Annotated in this window: 15 protein-coding genes, 1 tRNA gene and 1 riboswitch; of the genes, 9 read left to right on the top strand and 7 right to left on the bottom strand. The window is 71.8% G+C overall.

Annotated features, from left to right (window positions below; genetic code table 11):
- Positions 1 to 86: 86 nt before the first annotated feature.
- Positions 87 to 728, bottom strand: coding sequence for a GTP cyclohydrolase II (locus tag OHT77_RS21855; RefSeq protein ID WP_318017270.1), 642 nt, complete (start codon positions 726 to 728; stop codon positions 87 to 89).
- Positions 729 to 885: 157 nt separating this feature from the next.
- The gene (locus tag OHT77_RS21850) at positions 886 to 1,383 is read right to left on the bottom strand and encodes a MarR family winged helix-turn-helix transcriptional regulator (protein WP_328830219.1); all 498 of its coding nucleotides are present in this window, start codon (positions 1,381 to 1,383) and stop codon (positions 886 to 888) included.
- A 92-nt stretch (positions 1,384 to 1,475) separates the two neighbouring features.
- Between OHT77_RS21850 and OHT77_RS21845 the strand changes: the two genes are divergently transcribed.
- The 6 genes from OHT77_RS21845 to OHT77_RS21820 all read left to right on the top strand — a co-directional run bounded on the left by OHT77_RS21845 (position 1,476) and on the right by OHT77_RS21820 (position 7,919).
- On the top strand, positions 1,476 to 2,615 hold the full coding sequence (locus tag OHT77_RS21845; protein ID WP_328830218.1) for a dihydrofolate reductase family protein: 1,140 nt from the start codon (positions 1,476 to 1,478) through the stop codon (positions 2,613 to 2,615).
- Positions 2,616 to 2,857: 242 nt separating this feature from the next.
- Positions 2,858 to 4,063, top strand: a complete 1,206-nt coding sequence (locus OHT77_RS21840) for an alginate lyase family protein (RefSeq protein WP_328830217.1) — start codon at positions 2,858 to 2,860, stop codon at positions 4,061 to 4,063.
- Between the two features lie 52 nt (positions 4,064 to 4,115).
- A tRNA-Met gene (locus tag OHT77_RS21835) sits at positions 4,116 to 4,189 on the top strand.
- A gap of 107 nt (positions 4,190 to 4,296) precedes the next feature.
- Positions 4,297 to 5,475, top strand: a complete 1,179-nt coding sequence (locus tag OHT77_RS21830) for a PP2C family protein-serine/threonine phosphatase (protein WP_328830216.1) — start codon at positions 4,297 to 4,299, stop codon at positions 5,473 to 5,475.
- 233 nt (positions 5,476 to 5,708) lie between these two features.
- Positions 5,709 to 5,865: riboswitch (cyclic di-AMP (ydaO/yuaA leader) on the top strand.
- 11 nt (positions 5,866 to 5,876) lie between these two features.
- Positions 5,877 to 6,887, top strand: coding sequence for a M23 family metallopeptidase (locus OHT77_RS21825; protein ID WP_266770745.1), 1,011 nt, complete (start codon positions 5,877 to 5,879; stop codon positions 6,885 to 6,887).
- Between the two features lie 87 nt (positions 6,888 to 6,974).
- On the top strand, positions 6,975 to 7,919 hold the full coding sequence (locus tag OHT77_RS21820) for an aldo/keto reductase (protein ID WP_328830215.1): 945 nt from the start codon (positions 6,975 to 6,977) through the stop codon (positions 7,917 to 7,919).
- Between the two features lie 12 nt (positions 7,920 to 7,931).
- Here the strand turns inward: OHT77_RS21820 and OHT77_RS21815 are convergent, their stop codons facing one another.
- The 4 genes from OHT77_RS21815 to OHT77_RS21800 form a co-directional block, all read right to left on the bottom strand.
- Positions 7,932 to 9,224 (bottom strand): PrsW family intramembrane metalloprotease, encoded by a 1,293-nt coding sequence (locus OHT77_RS21815; RefSeq protein WP_328830214.1) that lies wholly within the window; start codon positions 9,222 to 9,224, stop codon positions 7,932 to 7,934.
- A gap of 49 nt (positions 9,225 to 9,273) precedes the next feature.
- Positions 9,274 to 10,104 (bottom strand): tRNA (guanosine(46)-N7)-methyltransferase TrmB, encoded by an 831-nt coding sequence (gene trmB, locus OHT77_RS21810; protein ID WP_328830213.1) that lies wholly within the window; start codon positions 10,102 to 10,104, stop codon positions 9,274 to 9,276.
- A 182-nt stretch (positions 10,105 to 10,286) separates the two neighbouring features.
- On the bottom strand, positions 10,287 to 11,561 hold the full coding sequence (gene lhgO, locus OHT77_RS21805; protein WP_328830212.1) for an L-2-hydroxyglutarate oxidase: 1,275 nt from the start codon (positions 11,559 to 11,561) through the stop codon (positions 10,287 to 10,289).
- Positions 11,562 to 11,715: 154 nt separating this feature from the next.
- Positions 11,716 to 13,140 carry an MFS transporter gene (locus tag OHT77_RS21800; protein ID WP_266770753.1) on the bottom strand — a complete coding sequence of 475 codons (1,425 nt, stop codon included), beginning with the start codon at positions 13,138 to 13,140 and terminating at the stop codon, positions 11,716 to 11,718.
- Between the two features lie 671 nt (positions 13,141 to 13,811).
- Here OHT77_RS21800 and OHT77_RS21795 point away from each other — a divergent pair.
- The gene (locus tag OHT77_RS21795; RefSeq protein ID WP_328830211.1) at positions 13,812 to 15,890 is read left to right on the top strand and encodes an asparagine synthase-related protein; all 2,079 of its coding nucleotides are present in this window, start codon (positions 13,812 to 13,814) and stop codon (positions 15,888 to 15,890) included.
- A gap of 71 nt (positions 15,891 to 15,961) precedes the next feature.
- Here OHT77_RS21795 and OHT77_RS21790 read toward each other — a convergent pair whose 3' ends face one another.
- Positions 15,962 to 19,804: an amino acid adenylation domain-containing protein gene (locus tag OHT77_RS21790; protein WP_328830210.1), complete on the bottom strand. Its 3,843-nt coding sequence runs from the start codon at positions 19,802 to 19,804 to the stop codon at positions 15,962 to 15,964.
- Between the two features lie 163 nt (positions 19,805 to 19,967).
- Here OHT77_RS21790 and OHT77_RS21785 point away from each other — a divergent pair, with 163 nt between their 5' ends.
- Positions 19,968 to 20,543, top strand: coding sequence for an NADPH-dependent FMN reductase (locus tag OHT77_RS21785; protein WP_328830209.1), 576 nt, complete (start codon positions 19,968 to 19,970; stop codon positions 20,541 to 20,543).
- Positions 20,540 to 21,172 (top strand): serine O-acetyltransferase EpsC, encoded by a 633-nt coding sequence (epsC, locus tag OHT77_RS21780; protein WP_328830208.1) that lies wholly within the window; start codon positions 20,540 to 20,542, stop codon positions 21,170 to 21,172. The genes OHT77_RS21785 and epsC overlap by 4 nt, the downstream gene beginning before the upstream one ends.
- The last annotated feature ends 27 nt before the right edge of the window (positions 21,173 to 21,199 follow it).

The following is a 21,199-nucleotide window of genomic DNA, read 5'->3' as shown; positions in this document are numbered from 1 at the left end:
TCCGGCGGCGGCCCCCAGGCACGAGGGAGTGCCCTCCCGAATGGATGGTGTAGCCCGCTACACCATCGCCGTACGGCAACCCGTGGTCAGCCCGCGTTCAGCTCGGTCAACTGCCCCAGCGGCAGCGTGTGTTGGGTCTGCAGGACCTTGGCGCGGAGGTACCGGACGTTGTGGGGCGTGGTGAACACACCGGTCGGCACCCGGTCGTGCACGTCGATGCCGAGCCCGCGCAACTGGTCGGCCTTGTCGGGGTTGTTGGAGAGCAGGTCCAGGGAGGTGATCCCGAGGGCGGTGAGCATCTGCGCGGCGGCCGTGTAGTCACGGGCGTCCTCGGGCAGGCCCAGCGCGGTGTTCGCGGCGTAGGTGTCGAGGCCCTGGTCCTGGAGGGCGTACGCGTCGAGCTTGTTGTAGAGGCCTATGCCGCGGCCCTCCTGGCGCAGGTAGAGCAGGACGCCGCCGCGCTCGGCGATGCGCTCGACGGCCTCGCGCAGCTGGGGTCCGCAGTCGCAGCGGGCGGAGCCGAAGACATCGCCGGTGAGGCACTCGGAGTGCAGGCGGACCAGCGGGGTGGTGCCGGGCGCGGGGTCACCGAGGACGACGGCCACGTGTTCCTGGCCGTCGGTCAGGCCGTGGAAGGTGACGAGTTCGGCGTCGACGCCGTAGCCGTCCTGGAAGCGCAGCGGTACCCGGACGCGGGCACGCGGGGTGGCGGCGGGGAAGTCGGGCATGCGGGTCTCCGTGGTCCGGCGGCAGGTACGCGGATGCGTGTCGTGAGGTGCTTCAGTTTTGAAACACATCCACGATCACGGAGACTACCTCATGCTTGAAATTTGAAGCAACAGAATTGTGGGACGGCTCACGAACGCCGTACGGACACCGGCCGCCCTATGAACACGAGGGCGTGGAGCGCCGCAGCCACGGCACGTCCTCCGGCTCCTCCAGCGCCCGCGCGATCCCCGCGCTGATCTCCTCCAGCTGCCCCACCTGTTCCGGGGTGAGGTGGTCGAAGATCGCGGCCCGTACGGTCTCGACATGACCCGGCGCCGTACGCTCCAGCACGGCCATGCCCTCGGCGGTCAGGACGGCGGTGCTCCCGCGCTTGTCGGAAGGACACCCCTCCCGCCGTACCAGGCCGTCCTTCTCCAGCCGGGTCACGGCGTACGTCAGCCGGCTCCGGGTGATCTTCGACTTCTCGGCGAGATCGGTCATCCGCAGCCGCCGGTCCGGTACCTCGGAGAGGTTGGCGAGGATGGAGTAGTACAGGTGGGGCATGCCGGCGTCCTGCTGGAGCTGCCGGTCGATCGCGTCCTCCAGGAGGTGCGTCGCGGCGATGTACGCGCGCCAGGCGCGCTGCTCCTCGGCGGTGAGCCAGCGGGTCGTCATGCCCCCAGTGTAGTTTTGTTTCAAACTTGAACCAAGCCCCACCGTTCCACTCGGCCTCACCGCCCCGCCCGCCTCGGAGAGAGAGCGCGTCGATGCCCCACCCGTACGTCCCCTACGTCCTCCTGTCGGCCGCCGTCTCCCTCGACGGGTACCTCGACGACACCGGCCCCGACCGCCTGCTCCTCTCCAGCCCGGCCGACTTCGACCGGGTGGACGAGGTCCGGGCGTCGGTGGACGCGATCCTCATCGGCGCCGGCACGATCCGCGCGGACAATCCCCGCCTCCTCGTCAACTCCCCGCAGCGCAGGGCGAGTCGGGCGGCCGAGGGCAAGCCGGAGTACCCCCTCAAGGTCACGGTCACCGCGTCCGGCGAACTGGACCCGGCGGCCAACTTCTGGCACACGGGCGGCGAGAAGCTCGTCTACACGACGGACAAGGGCGCGGAACGAGCCCGCGAACTGGGCCTGGCGGCGGACATCGTCTCCCTGGGCCCGCACCTCGGCTGGCGCACGCTCCTCGAACACCTGCACACGGCAAGGGGAGTTGACCGCCTGATGGTCGAGGGCGGCGGCACCATCCACACCCAACTCCTCCAACAGGGCCTGGCCGACGAACTCCACCTGGTCCTGTCCCCATTGTTCGTCGGCGACGAGAAGGCGCCCCGCCTCTTCGGCCCGGGCACGTACCAGCCCGGCCGCCTCCGCCTCCTGGAGACCCGTCCCATCGAAGACGTCGTACTCATGCGCTACGAACCCACCGCCCCCGGCACCGACGCCCTCCCCTCCGCCGCCGACCACCACTGGCTCGCCCTCGCCTGCGACCTGGCGGCGGACTGCCCGCCCTCGGAGACGGCGTTCAGCGTCGGCGCGGTCGTGGTCGCGGAGGACGGCACGGAACTCTCCCGGGGCCACTCCCGGGAGGCGGGCGACCCGGTGGTCCACGCGGAGGAAGCGGCCCTGGCCAAGCTGGACCCGAAGGACCCGCGCCTCCCCACGGCCACCGTCTACACCAGCCTCGAACCCTGCACCCACCGAGCCTCCCGCCCCAAGCCCTGCGCCCGACTCATCCTCGAAGCGGGCGTCCGCCGCGTGGTCACCGCGTGGCGCGAGCCGGACACGTTCGTCGAGAGCGCGGACGGAACCGGCGCACTGGCCGCGCAGGGGGTGACCGTGGTCGTACTCCCGGAACACGAGGAACAAGCAAAGGCCCCGAACAGCCACCTGCTGAGCTGAGCCATTCGACCAGGGCCGGCATCGATCAGCCTTCCGGCCACCTCTCAACGCAGGCCGGCACCACTCAGCCCGTCCGGCGTTTGAGGACGAGGCCCCTTCAGGGCCGATCGGGGGTCTGGGGGCGGAGCCCCCAGAAGGACGCCCGCCCCCACCACGACCAATCGGCCCAACAGATCCTGCGCCCCACCCCGCCCCGCGTCACGCTCGCAAGGAACCGGTGACCAAAGGCGGAGGTAAGACACATGAGGGCAGCCGCGCTGCTGGGCGCATCCGTGGCCGTAGGACTACTCGCCGCGTGCGGAACGACGGACACCGGTACCCGGACCATGGCAAGGGCGCTCCCCGCGGACGCCGCCTTCACCCACCCCGGAATCCTCGTCAGCAAGCCCCAGCTGGACGCCGTACGCAAGAACGTGGCCGCCGGAAAACAGCCCTGGCTGAAGGCGTACTTCGGAATGCGGGACAGCAAGTACGGCTCGTACAAGTACGCGCCGAAGCCGTACGCCGACGTCGACTGCCCCTGGAACGGCAAGGCCGCCCACGGCTGTGTCGAGGAGCGCGAGGACGCGATCGCGGCGTACACGCAGGCCCTTCTCTTCAGCATCACCGGCAAGCAGCACCACGCGCTGAAGGCGCGGGAGATCATGGACGGCTGGTCGGCGAAGATGAAGGAGCACACCTCCGACGACGCGGGCCTGCAGACCGCGTGGGCGGGTTCGACGTGGGCGCGGGCCGCGGAGATCGTCCGGTACGCGCCCGGCGCGGGCTGGCCGGCCGACCGGGTCAAGCGCTTCGGGACGATGCTGCGTACGGCCTACGAGCCGGAGGTCACCAAGAACCTGCCGGACTACAACGGCAACTGGGACCTCGCGATGACGGACGCGGCGATCGGCATCGCGGTCTTCCTCGACGACCACAAGGCCTTCGACGCGGCCGTCAAACGCTTCCAGGACCGCGTCCCCGCGTACTTCTACCTTGCCAAGGACGGCAAGGTTCCGCTCACCCCGGTGGGTTCGAAGCTCACCACCCCGCAGAAGCTGACGACGTACTGGTTCAAGCAGACGACCTTCCACGACGGCCTCGCCCAGGAGACCTGCCGCAACTTCAAGCACGTCGGCTACTCGCTGGCGGCGACCGCGCACATCGCCGAGACCGCCTGGCACCAGGGCGTCGACCTCTACGACGGCGTCAAGGACCGGCTCAAGGCGGCCCTGGAGTTCCACTCCCGCTACCAGCTCGGCGAGCCCGCGCCCGCCTGGCTGTGCGGCGGGAAGGTCGACCGGAACATGGGCCCCGACGTGGAGGTCGCCGTGAACCACCTGGAGAACCGGCTCGGCGTGAAGGTGCCCGCCGCGCACAAGCTCGCCGAGTCCACCCGCCCGGCCGGCAGCGACGACCTCTTCGTCTCCTGGGAGACCCTCACGCACGCCGAGAATCCGGCCGACTGAAACCCGTGTGACATCGGACCCCGCGCATGGCGTATAGTTGCAATCACAACGGCGCGGGGTGGAGCAGCTCGGTAGCTCGCTGGGCTCATAACCCAGAGGTCGCAGGTTCAAATCCTGTCCCCGCTACTCAGGCCAAGGGCCGGAATCCAGAAATGGATTCCGGCCCTTGGTGTTTCTCCCCCTGTCGGCCCACCCCGCTCGCCGCCCTCCCCCCACCGGGAAAAACTGGTTCCGTGGAGGAGGAGGGTCCGTATGTGCGAGCCGGCGGGCGTCTGCCCGGCGATCCCGTGCCCGACCCCGGCCTCGGCGACAGCCCCGCGCCCCGGCCCGAGAGCGAGGGCCGGCGGATCTCGTACACCCGCGCCGTCGTCCGCCGCCTCCCCGTCCTGCTGCTGATCGCCGCCGCGCTCTACGACTACCTCACCGCGGCCGACTTCACGGCGGCCCCGCTCTTCACCGCCGCCCCGCTGGTGGCCGCCCCGCTCTACTCCCGGCGCGGCACCGTCCTCACCGGCCTCGCGTCCGTCGCCGTCGTCCTCGCCATCCACATCAGGCTCGGCATCGTCTACGACACCGACGCGCTGACCGAGGTCGCCACCGTGGCGACGGTCGCCGTCCTCGCCGTCCTCATCAACCTCCTGGTCCGCCGCAGCAGCGAACAGCTCGCCTCCGCGCGCGAGATCGCCGAGGCCGCCCAACGGGCCGTACTGCCCGAACCGGCCGAGCGCATCGGCGGGTTCGAGATCGCGGCCCGCTACGAGGCGGCGCAGGAGGGCGCGTTCATCGGCGGCGACCTGTACGCGGTGCAGGACACCCCGCACGGGGTACGGCTGGTCGTCGGTGACGTGCGCGGCAAGGGCATGGGCGCGGTCGCCGCCGTCGCCGTGGTCATCGGGGCGTTCCGGGAGGCCGCCGAGCAGGAGGCGACCCTGGAGGCGGTCGCGCAGCGGCTGGAGCGGGCGCTCGCGCGTGAGGGCACCCGGCGCGACGGGCTCGACGCGTTCGAGGGGTTCACCACGGCCGTCCTCGCCGAACTCCCGCACGGCGACGGCGTCGTACGCATCGTCGACCGGGGGCATCCGCCGCCGCTGCTCCTCCACGTGGACGGCACCGTCAGCACGTTGCAGGTCCGGGAGCCCGCACTGCCCCTGGGAATGGGCGAGTTGGGGGTCTGGCCCGACCGGGCCGAGGAGTTCGCCTTCCCGGGCGGGGCCACTCTTCTCGTGCACACCGACGGGCTGTCCGAGGCGCGGGACTCCCGCGGGGTCTTCTACGACCCGGCGGCGCGGCTGGCCGGGCGGACCTTCCGTACCCCCGAGGTGCTGCTCGGCATCCTCGCCAAGGAGGTGCGGCGGTACTCCGGGGGCTGGATGACGGACGACATGGCGATGATCGCCGTACGGCATCCCTAGCCGCTGTTACCAGGTGTGACCGGGCGGGTGCCCTCCGCATAACAACTGACATACCGTCAATACCTGTGGGAATTCTGAGACTTGGCCAACTCGCCCGTTTTTCGCCGGTGGTGGGCTGTTCGTCCAGCAAGGAAAGGTTAATGATCAAGCCGAACAGCTTGGAAACGGGCGCCCGTGTCTATTAACGTTCGATAACGCAGCGCGGTCGTCCCGGCCGTCACAAGAGACGGCTCCGTGCGCACGCGCCGAATCCCGCAAGGGAACCGGGGAACCACCACTTGGGGTGAATCGCTCGTCGACAGCCGTGGAGACACGGCCTGTTTACGCGCGTAGGAGACCTTCCTGCTCCGAACCCGTCAGCTAACCCGGTAGGCGAGAAGGAAGGAAAGGAGCACGCCCACGTGGCGTCAAACCAGGCTGCCCCTGAAGCCCCTGTCGTCTACGGCGGTTACCGCCCCGACGAGGGCCCCTGGGAGGAGTGGAATCCCAGCGCGGAGACCGTTTCCCCCAACCGCGGCAAGCACCGTGTCGCGAAGCAGCGTGGTGGCGGAGGATTCGCCCGCAGCTCCACCGTCCTGGGCGTCGGTGTCATAGCCGCCGTCAGCGCGGGCGGCATGGCCAGCGCCAACACCGGCAAGCCGCCGGTCTCCATCTCGATGCCCGACCTGCCCTCGGTGGGCCACCTCCTGGACGACTCGTCCGGCAGCACCCCCAAGGGTTCCGCGACCGCGCTCAGCAGCGTCGGCGTGACCACCACCGAGACCGCCAAGGGCGCCTCGAACGCGGGCGAGCTGCTCCGGAACCGGATCATGGCGCAGGCCGAGTCGCAGCAGGTGCAGGTCGACGGCAGGACGCAGGCCGTCGCCGAGGCCGCCGTCGCCAAGCAGACCGTCGACGCCGCCGCCAAAGCCGAGAAGGACGCCGCGAAGAAGGCAGCCGACGCGAAGAAGGCCGCGGAGGACGCCGCCAAGAAGAAGGCCGAGGCCGCGAAGCTCGCCGCACTCGCCAAGCAGTACACGCTGCCCGTCGCCTCGTACACGATCACCGGGACCTTCGGCCAGGCCGGCTCGATGTGGTCCTCCGGGTACCACACGGGTCTCGACTTCGCCGCGCCCACCGGCACGCTGATCAAGGCCGTCCACAGCGGCACGGTCACCGAGGCGGGCTGGGCCGGGTCGTACGGGTACCGCACGATCCTCACCCTCGACGACGGCACCGAGCTGTGGTTCTGCCACCAGTCCTCGATCAACGTCAGCGTCGGGCAGAAGGTCTCCACCGGCGAGGTCATCGGCCGCGTGGGCGCCACCGGCAACGTCACCGGGCCGCACCTCCACCTGGAGGTGCACATCAACGGTGCCGCGACCGCGAGCGACCCGGCGCCCTGGCTGCGCAGCAAGGGCCTCAACCCCTGAGCAGCCCCCTGACCGGACCCTGAGTCGACCCCGTCCGCCCGTGCTGTGCCGGAATATCCGGTTCCGGCGCGGGCGTTGACGTACGGCATGACTTCTCTTCGCAAGCTGGGCCGGTCCGATCTGGAGATCTTCCCGCTGAACCTCGGCGGCAACGTGTTCGGCTGGACCGCCGACGAGGCGGCCTCCTTCGCCGTGCTCGACGCCTACACGGCCGCCGGGGGCAACTTCGTCGACACCGCCGACTCGTACACGGCGTGGATCGAGGGCAACAAGGGCGGTGAGTCCGAGACCGTCATCGGCAAGTGGCTCAAGGCCCGCGGCAACCGCTCCGACGTCGTCATCGCCACCAAGGTCAGCCAGCACCCCGAGTACCCGGGCCTGTCCGCCGCCAACATCAAGGCCGCGGCCGACGCCTCCCTGCGCCGCCTGGGCACCGACTACATCGACCTGTACTACCCGCACTTCGACAAGGAGGAAGTGCCGGTCGAGGAGATCGTCGGCACGCTCGACGAGCTGGTGAAGGCGGGCAAGGTGCGGCACATCGCCGCCTCCAACATCTCGCCCCAGCGCCTCCAGGCGTCCCTGGACTTCTCCGACCGCGAGGGCCTGGCGCGGTACATCGCCATCCAGCCCCACTACAACCTCGTCTCCCGCGACACGTACGAGGGCGAGCTCCAGGACGTCGCCGCACGCGGCGGACTGTCGGCCCTCCCGTACTTCTCGCTGGCGGCCGGCTTCCTCACCGGCAAGTACCGCCCCGGTACGACCGTGGAGAGCGCCCGGTCCGGGCGGGCCGCGCAGTACGCCGAGTCGGAGCGCGGCCGCAGCGTCCTCACCGCCCTCGACGAGGTCGCCCAGGCCCATGACGCCCCGGTCGCCACGGTGGCCCTCGCCTGGCTCGCCGCGCAGCCCACGGTCGCGGCCCCCATCGCCTCCGCCCGTACGGTCGAGCAGCTCCCCGCGCTGCTGGGCGTGGCCGAACTGAAGCTGACGGACGCGGAGATCACCCGCCTCACGCAGGCGTCGGCGTAACCGCCCTCGAGGCTATGACCGGTACGGGTTGTACAGGGGAGTCCCGTACGACCCGTACACCGGCGGCCACGGCGGTACCACCACCGGTACCGGGGGTGCCGTGCGGCGGGCCGCGTAGTCCAGGGCGGGGCGTGCCACCTCCCGGCGCAGCCACAGCTCGTGCAGCAACTCCCTTTCCCGTACGGCGAATTCGGGGCCCACGCGGCCCCGGCCCGCCCGGTGCCGCAGGAACGCGAGGGCGGTCGCGTGAGCCTCGTACCGGGCGACCGAGCGGGCCGCCTCGCGGCCGAGGTGATGGCGGGCGTACTCGCGGGCCAGCCGGCGGGCGCTCATCGAGCCCAGCACGAAGGGTTCGGACGGGGGCAGCCAGCCCGCGTGCACATAGACGGGCAACTCCTCGCGCACACTGCGGAGTTCGCGCTGCCTGGTCCACACCGCGAGCCAGGTCAGCAGGCCGAACGCGGGGACCATGAAGACGCCGTAGACCTCGAAGAAGCCGTACTGGCCGAACGTCGAGGAGCCGTTCCAGATCGCGTGCATGCCCATCGCGAGGAGGAGGCCGGTCAGGGGGACCAGGACGCGGCGGACGTGGTGGCGGTCGGGGGAGAGCGCGGCGATGCCGAAGCCGATGCCCGTCAGGACCGTGAACAAGGGGTGCGCGAAAGGGGACATGACGATGCGCACGAAGAAGGTCGCTGCGGTGACGGAGGTGAAGCCGCGGTCGCCGGTGAGCTGGTCGGTGCCGAAGGCCGTGCCCAGATAGAGGATGTTCTCGGTGAACGCGAAGCCGGTGGCGGTGACCCCGGCTATCACCACCCCGTCGACGATCCCGGTGAAGTCCCGTCTGCGGAACAGGAAGACGAGCAGGACGGCCGCCGCCTTCGCCGACTCCTCCACGATCGGTGCTATCACCGTCGCGCCGAGGGTGTCCGCGCTGGTCGGGTCCGCGGTCGTGGTCGCTATCCATCTCGTCGCGAAGCTGTTGGCGACGATCGCTATGAGGGCCGCGGCGCAGGCGCCCCACGCGAAGGAGAAGAGCAGGTTGCGCCAGGGGCCGGGGTCGACCCGGTCCAGCCAGCGGAAGGCGGCGAGGAGCAGGGGTACGGGCAGTACGGCGAGCCCGAGACCCACCAGGAACCCTTCCGTACCGGTCTGTTGGCGGACCAGCGCCAGGATGACGAGCCCGGAGAGGGTGAGCAGGGTGATCAGCGCGACGTGCCGGACCCAGTTCCGTTGCCACCAGCGTCCGCGCGGCGCGTGGGCGGGGCGGCCGGGGTGTGGGGGGAGGGGCGGAAACGTGGCCACGGCATCGACCCTAACGAGGTAAGGGCACGGCCCGCGATGGAGCCTGGCGTCAGCGCTGGTCGTCGTGGGGTACGCGACGGAAGACCAGATCGTTCACGACATGTCCCTTGTCCAGTCCCTGGCCCTCGAAACGAGTCAGCGGCCGGAAGTCGGGACGGGGCGCAAAACCGCCGTCGGGTTGGCTGTTCTCGAAGTCCGGGTGCGCGTCGAGCACGTCGAGCATCTGCTCCGCGTACGGCTCCCAGTCCGTCGCGCAGTGCACGGTGGCGCCCGGCTTCAGGCGGGTCGCGGCGAGGGTGAGGAACTCCGGCTGGATCAGGCGGCGCTTGTGGTGGCGGGCCTTGGGCCAGGGGTCCGGGAAGTACACGCGCAGTCCGTCGAGGGAGTCCGGGGCGAGCATCTCGCGGAGCAGGATGATCGCGTCGCCGTTCGCGACCCGGATGTTGGTCAGGCCGTGGTGGTCGGCGAGGCCGAGGAGGTTGCCCTGGCCCGGGGTGTGTACGTCGGCGGCGAGGATGTTCGTCGCGGGGGCGTCGGCTGCCATCTGGGCGGTCGCCTCGCCCATGCCGAAGCCGATCTCCAGCATCACCGGGTTGTCGTTTCCGAACAGCTCCGGGAGGTCGAGGGTGCGGTGGCCGTCGATGTCCAGGCCCCACTTGGGCCACAGGCGTTCCAGGGCGTCGGCCTGGCCGGCCGTGACGCGGCTTCTGCGGGGCTGGAAGCTTCGGATGCGGCGCTCGTGGTGGGAGCCGGCGGGGTCGGGCGTCGGGCCGCCCGGGAAACGGGGTTCGCCCTTGGGCCGGGTTCGCTGCGCCGCCGCTGGCGCTGGCGCTGGCGTGGGCTCGGTGGGGGTGGCGGGGGTGTTGGGGGTGTCAGACACAATGCGTCGATTTTACTGGGCTTGCGCGTGGGCGTCTGCGTGGCTTGGGTTGTCTGGCGAGTGCGGGCCCGGTGGGGGCTGGTCGCGCAGTTCCCCGCGCCCCTTGAGTGGGTTGCCCTGCCCGGGGTTGGAGGGGGGCGCGCTCGCGCGGCGGAGCCGCACATGTCACGGCCCCGCGCCTCTTAGGTGGGTCTCGTGCCCCGGGGTTGGAGGGGCTCTCGGTCCTCGTGGAGTACTGCCAGGGCTCGGCGGGCTATCTCTCTGCCGATCGGTAGCGACGCTGTTGCTGCGGGGCTGGGGGCGTTGAGGACGTGGATGGCTCGGGGGGATTCCTTGATCAGGAAGTCGTCCACGAGGGTGCCGTCGCGGAGGACTGCCTGGGCTCGGACGCCGGCCGGGGAAGGGGTCAGGTCGGCCGGGGTCACCGCCGGGAGGAGGCGTTGTACGGCGCCGGTGAACGCGGTCTTGGAGAAAGACCGGCGTAGCTCGCCCGCGCCGTAGCGCCAGTGCCGGCGGGCCATGTGCCAGGCGCCGGGCCACGCTGCCGTGGTGGCGACTTCCCGGGGGCGGACGACTCCCCAGTCGTAGCCCTCGCGGGCCAGGGCCGGGACCGCGTTAGGGCCCAGGTGGACCGTGCCGTCGATGCCGCGGGTCAGGTGGACGCCGAGGAACGGGAAGGCCGGGTCCGGTACCGGGTACACCAGGCCGCGGACCAGTTCGGGGCGGGCGAGGGTGTAGTACTCGCCGCGGAACGGGACGATCCGCATGCCGGGGTCGTCGCCGGTGAGCCGGGCCACCTCGTCGCAGTGCAGGCCCGCGCAGTTCACCAGCACGCGCGCGCGGACCACGTCACCGCCGGTCGCGGTCACCGTGCGGACGGCCACCCCGCGCTCCGGGCGGCGGTCGATGTGGGCGACCCGCGCGCCGTAGCGGATCTCGGCGCCGGACGCCTCGGCCAGCCGGCGGGCGACCTCGCCGTAGTCGCAGATCCCCGTGGTCCCGACGTGTATGGCGGCCAGGCCGCGCACCTCCGGTTCGTACTCGGCGATCTGGGCGGCGCCCAGCTCCCGCACCGGAATGCCGTTCTCCCGGCCGCGCTGCACGAGTGCGTGCAGTCGGGGCAGCTCGGCCCGCTCCGTGGCCACGATCAGCTTCCCGGTCACGGCGTGCGCCACCCCGTACTCCGCGCAGAACGCCACCATCTCGGCAGCCCCCCGCACCGCATACCGCGCCTTGAGCGACCCCGGCCGGTAATAGATCCCGCTGTGGATCACCCCGCTGTTGCGACCTGTCTGATGCCGCGCGGGCCCGCCTTCCTTCTCCAGCACGGTGACGCGGGTACCGGGCGAGGCGCGCGTGATCGCATACGCCGTCGACAGCCCGACAATCCCGCCACCCACCACGAGCACGTCACAGTCGAACCCGACCTCAGCCCGCACGTGCACCACCTCCCGCATCCGATAGTGCACTGCACCACTGACAATGCCTTCAAACCCCGGGAGGGCCCTGCGCCCCAAGGGGCGCGGGGCTGTGACATGTGCGGCTCCGCCGCGTGGCGCGACAAGCCACGACGGCGCCGCACTCACAAGACAACGCAAGCCGGGCAGACGCTCAGGCGGGAGCCATCAACAGCGGCCGAGCCCTCTCCCGCAGTTCGACTACCCGCGGTTCGTCCCCGTACGGCTCCAGCCGATGCAGAAGATCCTTCACGTACTCGGTGGTCCGAGCGGAAGAGATCCGCCCGGCGACCTCCACCGCCCGCACCCCCTGCTCACACGCCGCGTCAAGATTCCCCGACTCCAGCTCCGCCACCGCGGACACCACCAGCCGAAGCCCGTGCGACCGCACGAACTCCTCCGTCGGCTTCGACAACGCCTGCTCGGTGAAGCGACGGACCTGCCGGGGCGCCTTGAGGTCCCGGTAGCACTCGGCCGCGTCGGCGGCGAACCGGTCGTAGGAGTAGAACCCGAGCCAGGACGGGTCGTTGTCCCCGTCCCGCGCCCGCTCCAGCCACCCCTCGGCCGCCTTGAGCGCCGCGCCCGCCGCCTGCGCGTCCCCCGCCTTCGCGTGGGACCGCGCCTCGACGAGCCGGAAGAAGCTCATGGTGCGGGCGGTCGCGAGGCCGCGGTTGCGCTCCAGCGCGGCTTGCGCGAGGTCGACGCCCTCGTCGCCGAAGCCGCGGTACGTCGCCTGCAACGACATGGACGCCAGCACATAGCCGCCCAGGGGGACGTCCGCCGCCGCGCGGGCAAGGCGCAGCGCCTGGATGTAGTACCGCTGCGCCGCCTCCTGTTGGCCGGTGTCGAAGGCCATCCACCCGGCGAGGCGGGTGAGTTCGGCACTCGCGCCGAACAGGGCTCTGCCGACCTCGTCGGAGTACGAGCCGAGCAGCAGCGGTGCCGCCTCCACCCGGAGGCACTCGGGCACCATCGACGAACGCCAGTCGCCGCCCCCGTACTTGGAGTCCCAGCGCCTGGCGTCCTCCGCGGCCTCCCGCAGTTTCTGCACGTCGCTGTGGCCGACTTTGAGCGGTGTCCCGGAGCTCTCAGCGGAGTTCGCCTCGCGTGCCACCGAACTGTCGGCCGGGGTTATCAGCCAGCGTGAGGCGGGCGTTGCGTATGCGCTGACTGCGAACGACCCGGCGAGGGACTGCCAGATGCCGCCGCTTCCCGCGCGGCGGCCGGCGAGGTCGAGGCGGTACAACTCCGTTGCGGAACGCACCGCTTGGCCGACGTCCCGGGGGAACGCGAGGCCCACCTCGGGTGCGGGATCCGCGTCCGCCAGGCCGATCTCGTGGAGCGGCACCGGGCGGCCGAGCTTCTGGCCGATGGCGGCCGCGATGAGGTGCGGGGCGGCGCCCTGGGGCACCATCCCCTTCGACACCCAGCGCGCCACCGACGTCTTGTCGTAGCGAAGTGTCAACCCGCGTTGAGCGCCAAGATCGTTGACGCGACGCGCGAGTCCTGCGTTGCTGATTCCCGCGAGGGCGAGAACGGTGCCGAGTTTTTCGTTCGGCCCGCGTTGCTCCCTGGACATGCGCCACCCCTCGACACAGACGGCTGCCGCGCTGGCATAACCACCCGGCATTCGTAAACCCAGCGTAGTTCGCCGCATCCCAAGCGTTAAGGGGCATTGTTCCGGATGGCGGGATTGTGGTCCGTACGCGAGTGCGGGGTTTGCACGCAGGGTTGCGACGTGCCCCCGTCGTGTGGCCGTGCGCCCGTGTGTGCGCTCTTCTCCGGCCATCACGGGAGCGGTTCCATGGATCGTGCGTGGGTCGGCCCGCTGTACTGGATCCAGTGGGCTGGGGGACACCGCCGCCTACATCCCCGCGGGCGGCGGACCGGTCCGGGAGGCGAACTCCGCCTCCCGGACTGTGCGCGGCACGAAGCGGTGCGCAGGGCATGTACGGAGCGTGTCCGAGCCTGTCCTTGTCACGCCGATTTGGCCGAAAAACGCCCCTGCCTCCCGAGGTCGAATACCGCTCCTACCACGGGAGTTGAGGGCGCGTTAGGTGTTTTGGGGGAGCGTATCGGGGGCGCATTCGCGTCGCGGACGTAGGGTCGTCCTTGTCCGGTTGTCCCTCGTCCAGGGCGTCCTCGCGCGATCTCAAGCGGCTTCTCCGGCCCTCCGGAAGGCGTCCTTCATGGCAGCATGGTGCCCAGTTCGTGCGGTGCTCTGGTTGTCCACAGCCTGTGGAGGCGTCGATGCGGTGGTTGGTGGGATGGAGCAGTACCGCCGCTGGAGCCGCCGTGATCGGTTCCGCGGGGGCGACCGGCCTCGACGGTGAGACGGTCCACCCGGTGGGGTCCCAACTCCTGTGGGGGGACCCGGATCCGCTGTGGGCGGTCGGCGACTGGCGGCCCGACGAGGTGCGGGTCGTGAAGGTCGACGCGGAGACGCGCATCGCGGTCCTCGGCACGTGCGGTGCCTCCGACGAGGAGCTGCGCCTGAGCCTGTTCTCCGCGCGCGGAGGGGCACTTCGGCATCTGACGGCCTGGTCCGGCAGTTACACGGCGGTCGTCAAGGTCGGCCGCCGCACCATGGTGTGCGGTGATCTCGCGGGCGCCAAGCCGGTGTTCTACACCCCGTGGGCCGGCGGTACGGCGTACTCCACGGCCGCGCTCCCGCTCGCCGACCTCATCGAGGCCAACCTCGACTTCGGTCACCTGGCCGCGCTGCTCGCCGCCCCGGACGTCCCGGCCGCGCTGCACGACTCGACGCCCTACGACGGGGTACGGCGCATTCCGCCGGGGCATGCGCTGATCCTGCGCGCCGGGGCGCGCGAGATCGCCGGGTACGAGCCGGTGGCCTCCCTGGCGGTGGCGGCGGCGCCCGTGGATCCGGACAGCGCGGTGGACGCCGTACGCGACGCACTGGTGGACGCGGTGCGCGTGCGGCTCTCCGCGCCCCGGCATGTTCCCGACATCGACCCCGGTCCCGTCCCCGGCATGGGGCCCGCCGAACGGCGTGCCGCGCGCGGGATGCCGGTCCCCGGGATCGGCGCCGACCTCTCCGGGGGGCCCGCCTCCGGGACGCTCGCCCTGCTCGCCGCCGGGCTGCCGGGGGCGCCGGGCACGGTCCTCGGGCACGGCACCGGCGCGGGCGAACGCCTCCTCGCCGTCACGTTCAACGATCTCGCCGTCCCCGGGCGCGAGTCCGAGGTGGAGCGCGCGGGCGCCCTCGCGGCCAACCCGCGGCTGCACCACGTGGTGGTCACCGGCGACGAGTTCGTCCTGCCGTACGCCGAACTCGACGGCCCCCTCACCGACGAACCCGGCCCCTCCCTGATCATCGCCGCCCGCCACCGCGCCCGCCTCGCCGCGGGCAGTGCCGACCACTTCACCGGGTACGGCGCCCGCCAGGTCCTGGACGCGCACCCGGCCCGCCTCGCCGACCTCCTCATGGACCGCAAACGACGTCATCTGGTGCGCCCGGTGGCCGCGTTGGCGAAGGCGGACGGTTCGGTGATGGTCCCCGCGCGCGTGTACGGCGCGGCCCGCCGCCTCGCCCGTACGCCCTACGGCGCGGGGCTCGAGGTCCTCGCCGACCGGCTGATGAACCAGCGTTTCGAGGAGCCCGGCGGCGCGGTCGGTGCCTCCCTCGCGGCGCTCACCTGGGCCAGACCGGGGCCCGCCGCACGCTGGCTGACGGGTGAGGCGCTGGCTGAAGTATCGGTTCGCCTGCAGAGCGCGCCCAGCCGACAGGGCAGCGGCCCCGGCCAGCGCCCCGGCGACTTCCGTGCCCGTGCCGCCCTCGCCCGCCACGCCTCCGACCTCCGCGTCCTGGAGCAGGCCGCCGAGATCCGCTCTCAGCGCCTGCACACCCCCTTCCTCGACAACCAGGTGGTCCGCGCCTGCCGTTCCCTCCCCGAGGCGCTGCGGGTCCAGCCGGGCGCCCGCGCGGCGATCCTCCGTACGGTCCTGGAGGGCGCCGGCGTGGGCGACCTCCCGCCCGGCTGGGGCGCCCCGTCCCACGCCCCGGCCGCGGCCGCCGCCCGCAAGGGTCTACGGGTGGCCGCGGACTCCCTGATGGACCTCTTCGCCACGCCGCTGCTCGCGCAGGCGGGCCTGGTCGAGGCACGCGTGGTCCGCAAGGCGCTGAGAGCGGCGGCCCAGGGCGAGCCCCTGCCGCTGGACGGTCTCGCGGACCTGGTCTCCCTGGAGCTGTGGCTGGGGCGGCTGCTGGCCCGCCGGGGCACCTGCTGGACGGGAACACCGGCCCGCGCGCGTGCGGTCCCGGAGGGAATCCGGCCGCAGCGGGGGGCGTTGGCATCGGGCGCGTGAACAGGCGTGCCGGGAGCGGGACGTGAGCCTGCCGCCCCCGACACCCACAGAGTCACACCGCGCCCCTCGGCTCAACTCCCCATGGCCGCCCGCACCGCGGCCACCAGCTCCGCCACCCCCCGTTCCTTCAGCACGCCGTAGTGGTCCCCGTCCAGGTCGACCACGGCCGGCGGCTTCGCGGAGTACCCGGACGCGCCCTCCAGGAACGAGTAGTCGTCGCCCCGGGCCTTGAAGACGGTGATCGGGGCCTCGACCCGCCGCTCCGCCAACTCCCGGAAGGTGTAGTCGAATTCGTACGTCGTCGAGACGATGCGGGTGATCCGGCGGATCGTCTCCGGGTCGAGCGCCGGGAGCAGCTCGCCGACGTACGACACGAAGCTGTCCTCGTCCCGGGTCGCCGCGAGGCAGGCGTCCAGCGCCGCGCCCTCGATGGTGCCGGTGAAGACGGAGAAGAGGATCGTCACGTACGCGGGGTTCGTGTACGACGCGTCGCGGCCCCAAGTGGCCCCGTCCGTCCGCCGGATCTCCGGGTTGCCGGGGCAGATCAGCAGCAGGCGCTCCACCTTCTCGCCCGCCTGCTCCAGCTGCCACGCGGCCTCGAAGGCGACCCGGGCCCCGAAGGAGTAGCCCCACAGGGTGTACGGCCCGCTCGGCTGGACGCGCCGGAGTTCGCGCAGGTCGGCGCTCGCCATCTCGCGGATGGTGGCGTACGGGGTCTCGCCGGCGTTGATGCCGTGCGCCTGGACGCCGAAGAAGGGGCGGTCCAGGGCGACTTGGCCGCCGAGGAGGCGCAGGTTCATCGGGTAGCCGCCGAGCCCGGGCCAGCAGAAGACGGGGGTGAAGCCGCCCTCGCGGGCCAGCGGGATCAGCCGGGAGACCGGTGCGGTGGGGGCCTCGTCGATGCGTGCGGCGAGTTCGCGCAGGGTCGGTGCCTCGAACAGGGCCTGGAGGGGGAGTTTCGTGCCGTACTCCCTGTTGATCCTGTTGACGAGGGCGACCGCGATGAGTGAATTGCCGCCGCTGGCGAAGAAGTTGTCCTCGGTGGAGACGTCTTCCGGGTCCGGGTACTTCAGGGCCGTGCCCCACGTCACCGCGAGGCGGACCTCCGTGGGGGTCTCCGGCGCGACGTACGGACCCGCCGTGCGGGCCGCGGTGACCTCGGGGGAGACCGCGAGGGCCTTGATGTCGATCTTGCCGTTGGCGGTCAGGGGCAGCGCGTCCAGGACGAGGACGCGGCTCGGGAGCATGAAGTCCGGGAGCGAGCGGGCGAGTTCGTCGCGGATCATCTCGGCGGGACCCTTGGTGTGCACGGCGTCCTCGCGCATGCCCTCGCTGGCGACCTGCTCGGCGCTGACCCGGCCGCCGAGGAAGAAGTACGACGCCCCGCCCGGGATGCCGGCGGCGGCGAGGAGGTCGTCCAGGCGGCGGGCGGCCGGCAGCGGGTGCCCGGTCTTCGAGGAGTAGCCCGAGGACATGAAGCCGAAGCCCGGGGTGCGCTGGAGGTGGTGCAGCCGGGTGCCCAGCTCGATGTACTCGAGCCAGGGTTCGGCGGCCCGGCTGACCGCGCTGATGCCGAAGCTCGCCCGGTCGTAGACGCCCTGGTTGATGGCGATGACGTGCCGGGGTTCGATCAACTCCTCGCCCAGCGGCTCCAGTCGGCCGTCGCGGTAGCGGTACTGGCCGCCGGGCAGGCCCTCGACCCGGCCGGGGTGCGCCTGGACGAACAGCTCGGTGGAGTCGCGGCGCGGCTCACCGTCGTCGTCCGGGGTGATCGCGAACGTGCCGAGGTAGTAGTCCTCGTCGGCGACGTCGAGGGTGTCCTTGACGGCGGGGAAGTGGCCCAAGGGCCGTACGGTCAGGCCGTGTTCGGGGAGTACCTCCTCCAGGACGCCGAGCATGTGACCGGTCTCGAACTCCAGGACTTCCTGGATGTTGGTCTTGTAGACGGGTTCGATCGCGCGCCGCTTGCCGAGGAAGTGCAGGACGAGCCCGTCGTCCGGGCAGTGGCCGCTCGGGTCGCCCACGCGGACCAGGGTGTGGTCGGCGGGGTGGTGGTAGTAGACGCCGGGCGCGAGGCCCGCGATCCCGCCGGACTCGATGTGCAGCTGGGTGGCGTACAGCGCGCCGGGGGAGGCGTAGGAGTACTTGGGGAGCAGCCGCTCCTCGCTGCGGAAGGGGCCCAACCAGCGGAGCACCGTGCCGAGTTGTCCGAGGGTGAGGTCGGTGAGCGGGCGCGGGTTCCCGGGCGCCCGGCGCGGGGCGAGCAGGGTGAGGAGGTCGGCGCGGGTGACCGGGCCGCCCTCGTAGAAGCGGTAGGTCTTGCGGGCGAAGGTCTCGCGGCGCTGTTCGGGGGTCGCCTCGCGGCCCGGCAGGGCGACGACGGGGCGGCCCGCCAGCTCGGCGGGTTCACGCAGGCCCGGGTTGGAGAGCTGGGCCTTGACCTGGAGTTTCGACGCCTTGGACTGGTGGTGGGCGCCGTGCGAGCCCTGGTCCATGACGGCGGCGGTGCGGGGGTTCAGCTCCACGCAGGCGACGAGGGCCTGGTGGCCGGTGCGGGCGTCGTCGGTGACGAGCGTGGCCGCGCGGCGCACCCAGGTGTGCTCCTCGATACGGGCCGCGACCTCTTCCAACTCGACGCGGTAGCCGCGCAGTTTGACCTGGTTGTCGGTACGGCCGACGAACTGCAGCGTGCCGTCCGGGTTCCACAGGCACACGTCACCGGTGCGGTAGAGGCGCTCGCCCGCGGCGAACGGCGAGTCGACGAACCGTTCCGCGGTCTGCTCGGGGCGTCCGAGGTAGCCGCGCGCCAACTGCACTCCGCCCAGGTGGAGTTCACCGCTCTCGCCGATGTCCACGGGCGCGCGGTCCGCGTCGAGGACGTAGGCGCTGAGGCCGTCGACGGGGACGCCGATCGGGACGGTCGCGCTGGTGCCGCCGCCGAGGGCGTCGGGGTCGACCTGGTGGGCGGTGGCGTTGATGGTGGTCTCGGTCGGGCCGTAGAGGTTGATCAGGGAGACGCCGGGCAGTTCGGCGAGGAGGTCGCGGGCGAGCCCGTGGGTGAGGGCCTCGCCGCCGGAGAAGACCCGCTCCAGCGAGGTGCAGGACCCGAACTCCTCGGTGTCCAGCAGGGCTTGGAGCAGTGTCGGCACGCACTGGAGGGTGGTGACCCCGCTCGCCCGTACCGCCGCCAGGACAGCTTCGGGGTCGCGGTGGATGCCGGGGGCACCCATCACCACCCGGGCGCCGGTGGCCGGGGCGAGGATCTCCCACTGGGCGGCGTCGAAACTCATCGGCGTCTTCTGCAGCACCGAGACCTGCGGCCCGAGGTGACCGCAGTCCGCGAGCCAGCGCAGCTGACTGACGACGGCCCGGTTCTCGATCATCACGCCCTTGGGGCGACCCGTACTGCCCGAGGTGTAGATGACGTAGGCGAGATGCTCCGGGGCCGGCACGGACGCGGCCGGTGGCAGGTCGCCCTCGGAGGGCGCGTCCTGCGGGGTGAGGACCGTCGTGCCGCGTGGCGCCAGGGCGGTGACCCGGTCGCGCAGGTGCGGCTGGGTGACGACGACCGAGGCCCCGGAGTCCTCCAGCATGTAGCGCAGCCGGTCCTCCGGGTAGTCCGGGGACAGCGGCAGATAGGCGGCACCGGCGGCGAGGATGCCCCACGCGCCGACCATCAGATCGAGGGACGGCTCGGTGAACAGGCCCACACAGGTGTCGGGGCCGATCCCGAGTCGGGCGAGCCGGTCGCCCAAGTCGCGGCTACGGCGGTGGAGTTCGCCGTAGGAGAGCCGGGTGTCGCGGTAGTCGACGGCCGTCGCGTCGGGGCGCAGGGCGGCCTGGTGGGCGAGCAGGTCGGGCAGGTGGCTGCCCGTGAGCGGTATGCCGGACGTAGGTGCACTCGCGGTCTTCATTGGCGTGGTTTCCCCCTGTTGATCAGCCGTTGATCAGGTTGCGGTCGGGGGCTACCGAAGGCTTCCCGTGCCGGTACCGCGGGGCGCGGGAACGGCACGGGACGGGTTCGGGACCGGCGGGGGTCAGGCTCGGAGCCAGCCGAGAACTGAGGGGCAAGCCGCCGTGACCAAGATCGTGCTCATCTCCGGGAGCGTCCGAAGGGACTCGCTCAACGCGTCCGTCCTCGCCACCGTGCGCCGCCTGCTGGCCGAGCGGCCGGACGGGGACACGTACGAGATCGAGTCGCTGTCCGTGGGCCTGCTCCCGCACTTCGACTGGGACGTCGAGCAGGCGGACGGCTCGCCCGAAGTACGGGCCGCCAAGCGGCTGGTGGGGGACGCGGACGCGGTCTTCATCAGCACGCCCGCCTACAACGGCGAGATGCCGGGCGTCCTCAAGAACGCCCTCGACTGGCTCTCCCGCCCGAACGGCGAGAGCGCGCTGAGCGGCAGGACCGTCGCGCTCACCAGCGCCTCGCCGGGTGCCCGCGGTGCCGTCGACGCGCAGACCGCGCTCGCCCGGGTGCTGACCAGGTGCGGCGCGCGGGTGGTCGACCACGAGCCGGTCGCCGTCGGCCGAGCGGGCCAACTGCTCACCCTCGAGGGCGACTTCACGGACCCCGGGACCGTCGCGGCCCTCGGCGGGCTGATCGACGCGACCCTGGCGGCCGTACGGGAACCGGCGGGAGCGAGCGCATGACGGACCGCGTATACGCCCAACGGCCCTCGGAAGAACGCCTGTTGAGCACGCTCCGCGAGGACCTCCGCGTGGTCGTCGAGCGCGACCCGTCCATCCGCAGCCGCCGCGAGGCCCTGCTGCACCCGGCGCTGCCCGCCCTGTGGACCCACCGGGTCGCCCACCGCCTGCACCGGCGCGGCCACCGGATGACGGCCCGCCTGCTGGCCTACGGCGCCCGGCGCGCCACCGGTGTGGAGATCCACCCCGGCGCCGAGCTGGGCCGGCGGGTGTTCATCGACCACGGCGCGGCCGTGGTGATCGGCGAGACCGCGCAGGTCGGCGACGACGTGACGATCTACCACCAGGTGACGCTGGGCGCGGTCGGCTGGTGGAGCGATGTGAAGCGGCCCGAGGGGGAGCGCCGGCACCCGCGCGTCGGCAACGGCGTCGTGCTCGGCACCAACGCCACCGTGCTCGGCCCGGTCACCATCGCCGACCACGCCGTCATCGGCGCCCAGGCGCTGGTCAACAAGGACGTGCCCGCGTACGCCCGGGTCCTCGCGCCGACCGCCGTGATCCGCGCCAAGGGGCACCAACCCCGTCTGATGGAGGACCTGTTCGCGGTGACCGCGTCGGCGGGGTCCTGGTGACCGCCCGCACCGTCCACCGACCGCTTC

The sequence above is a fragment of the Streptomyces sp. NBC_00252 genome, assembly GCF_036187565.1.
Lineage (GTDB): Bacteria > Actinomycetota > Actinomycetes > Streptomycetales > Streptomycetaceae > Streptomyces.
The sequence above is the reverse complement of the archived record's forward strand: the minus strand, read 5'-3'. Positions and strand labels throughout refer to the sequence as shown.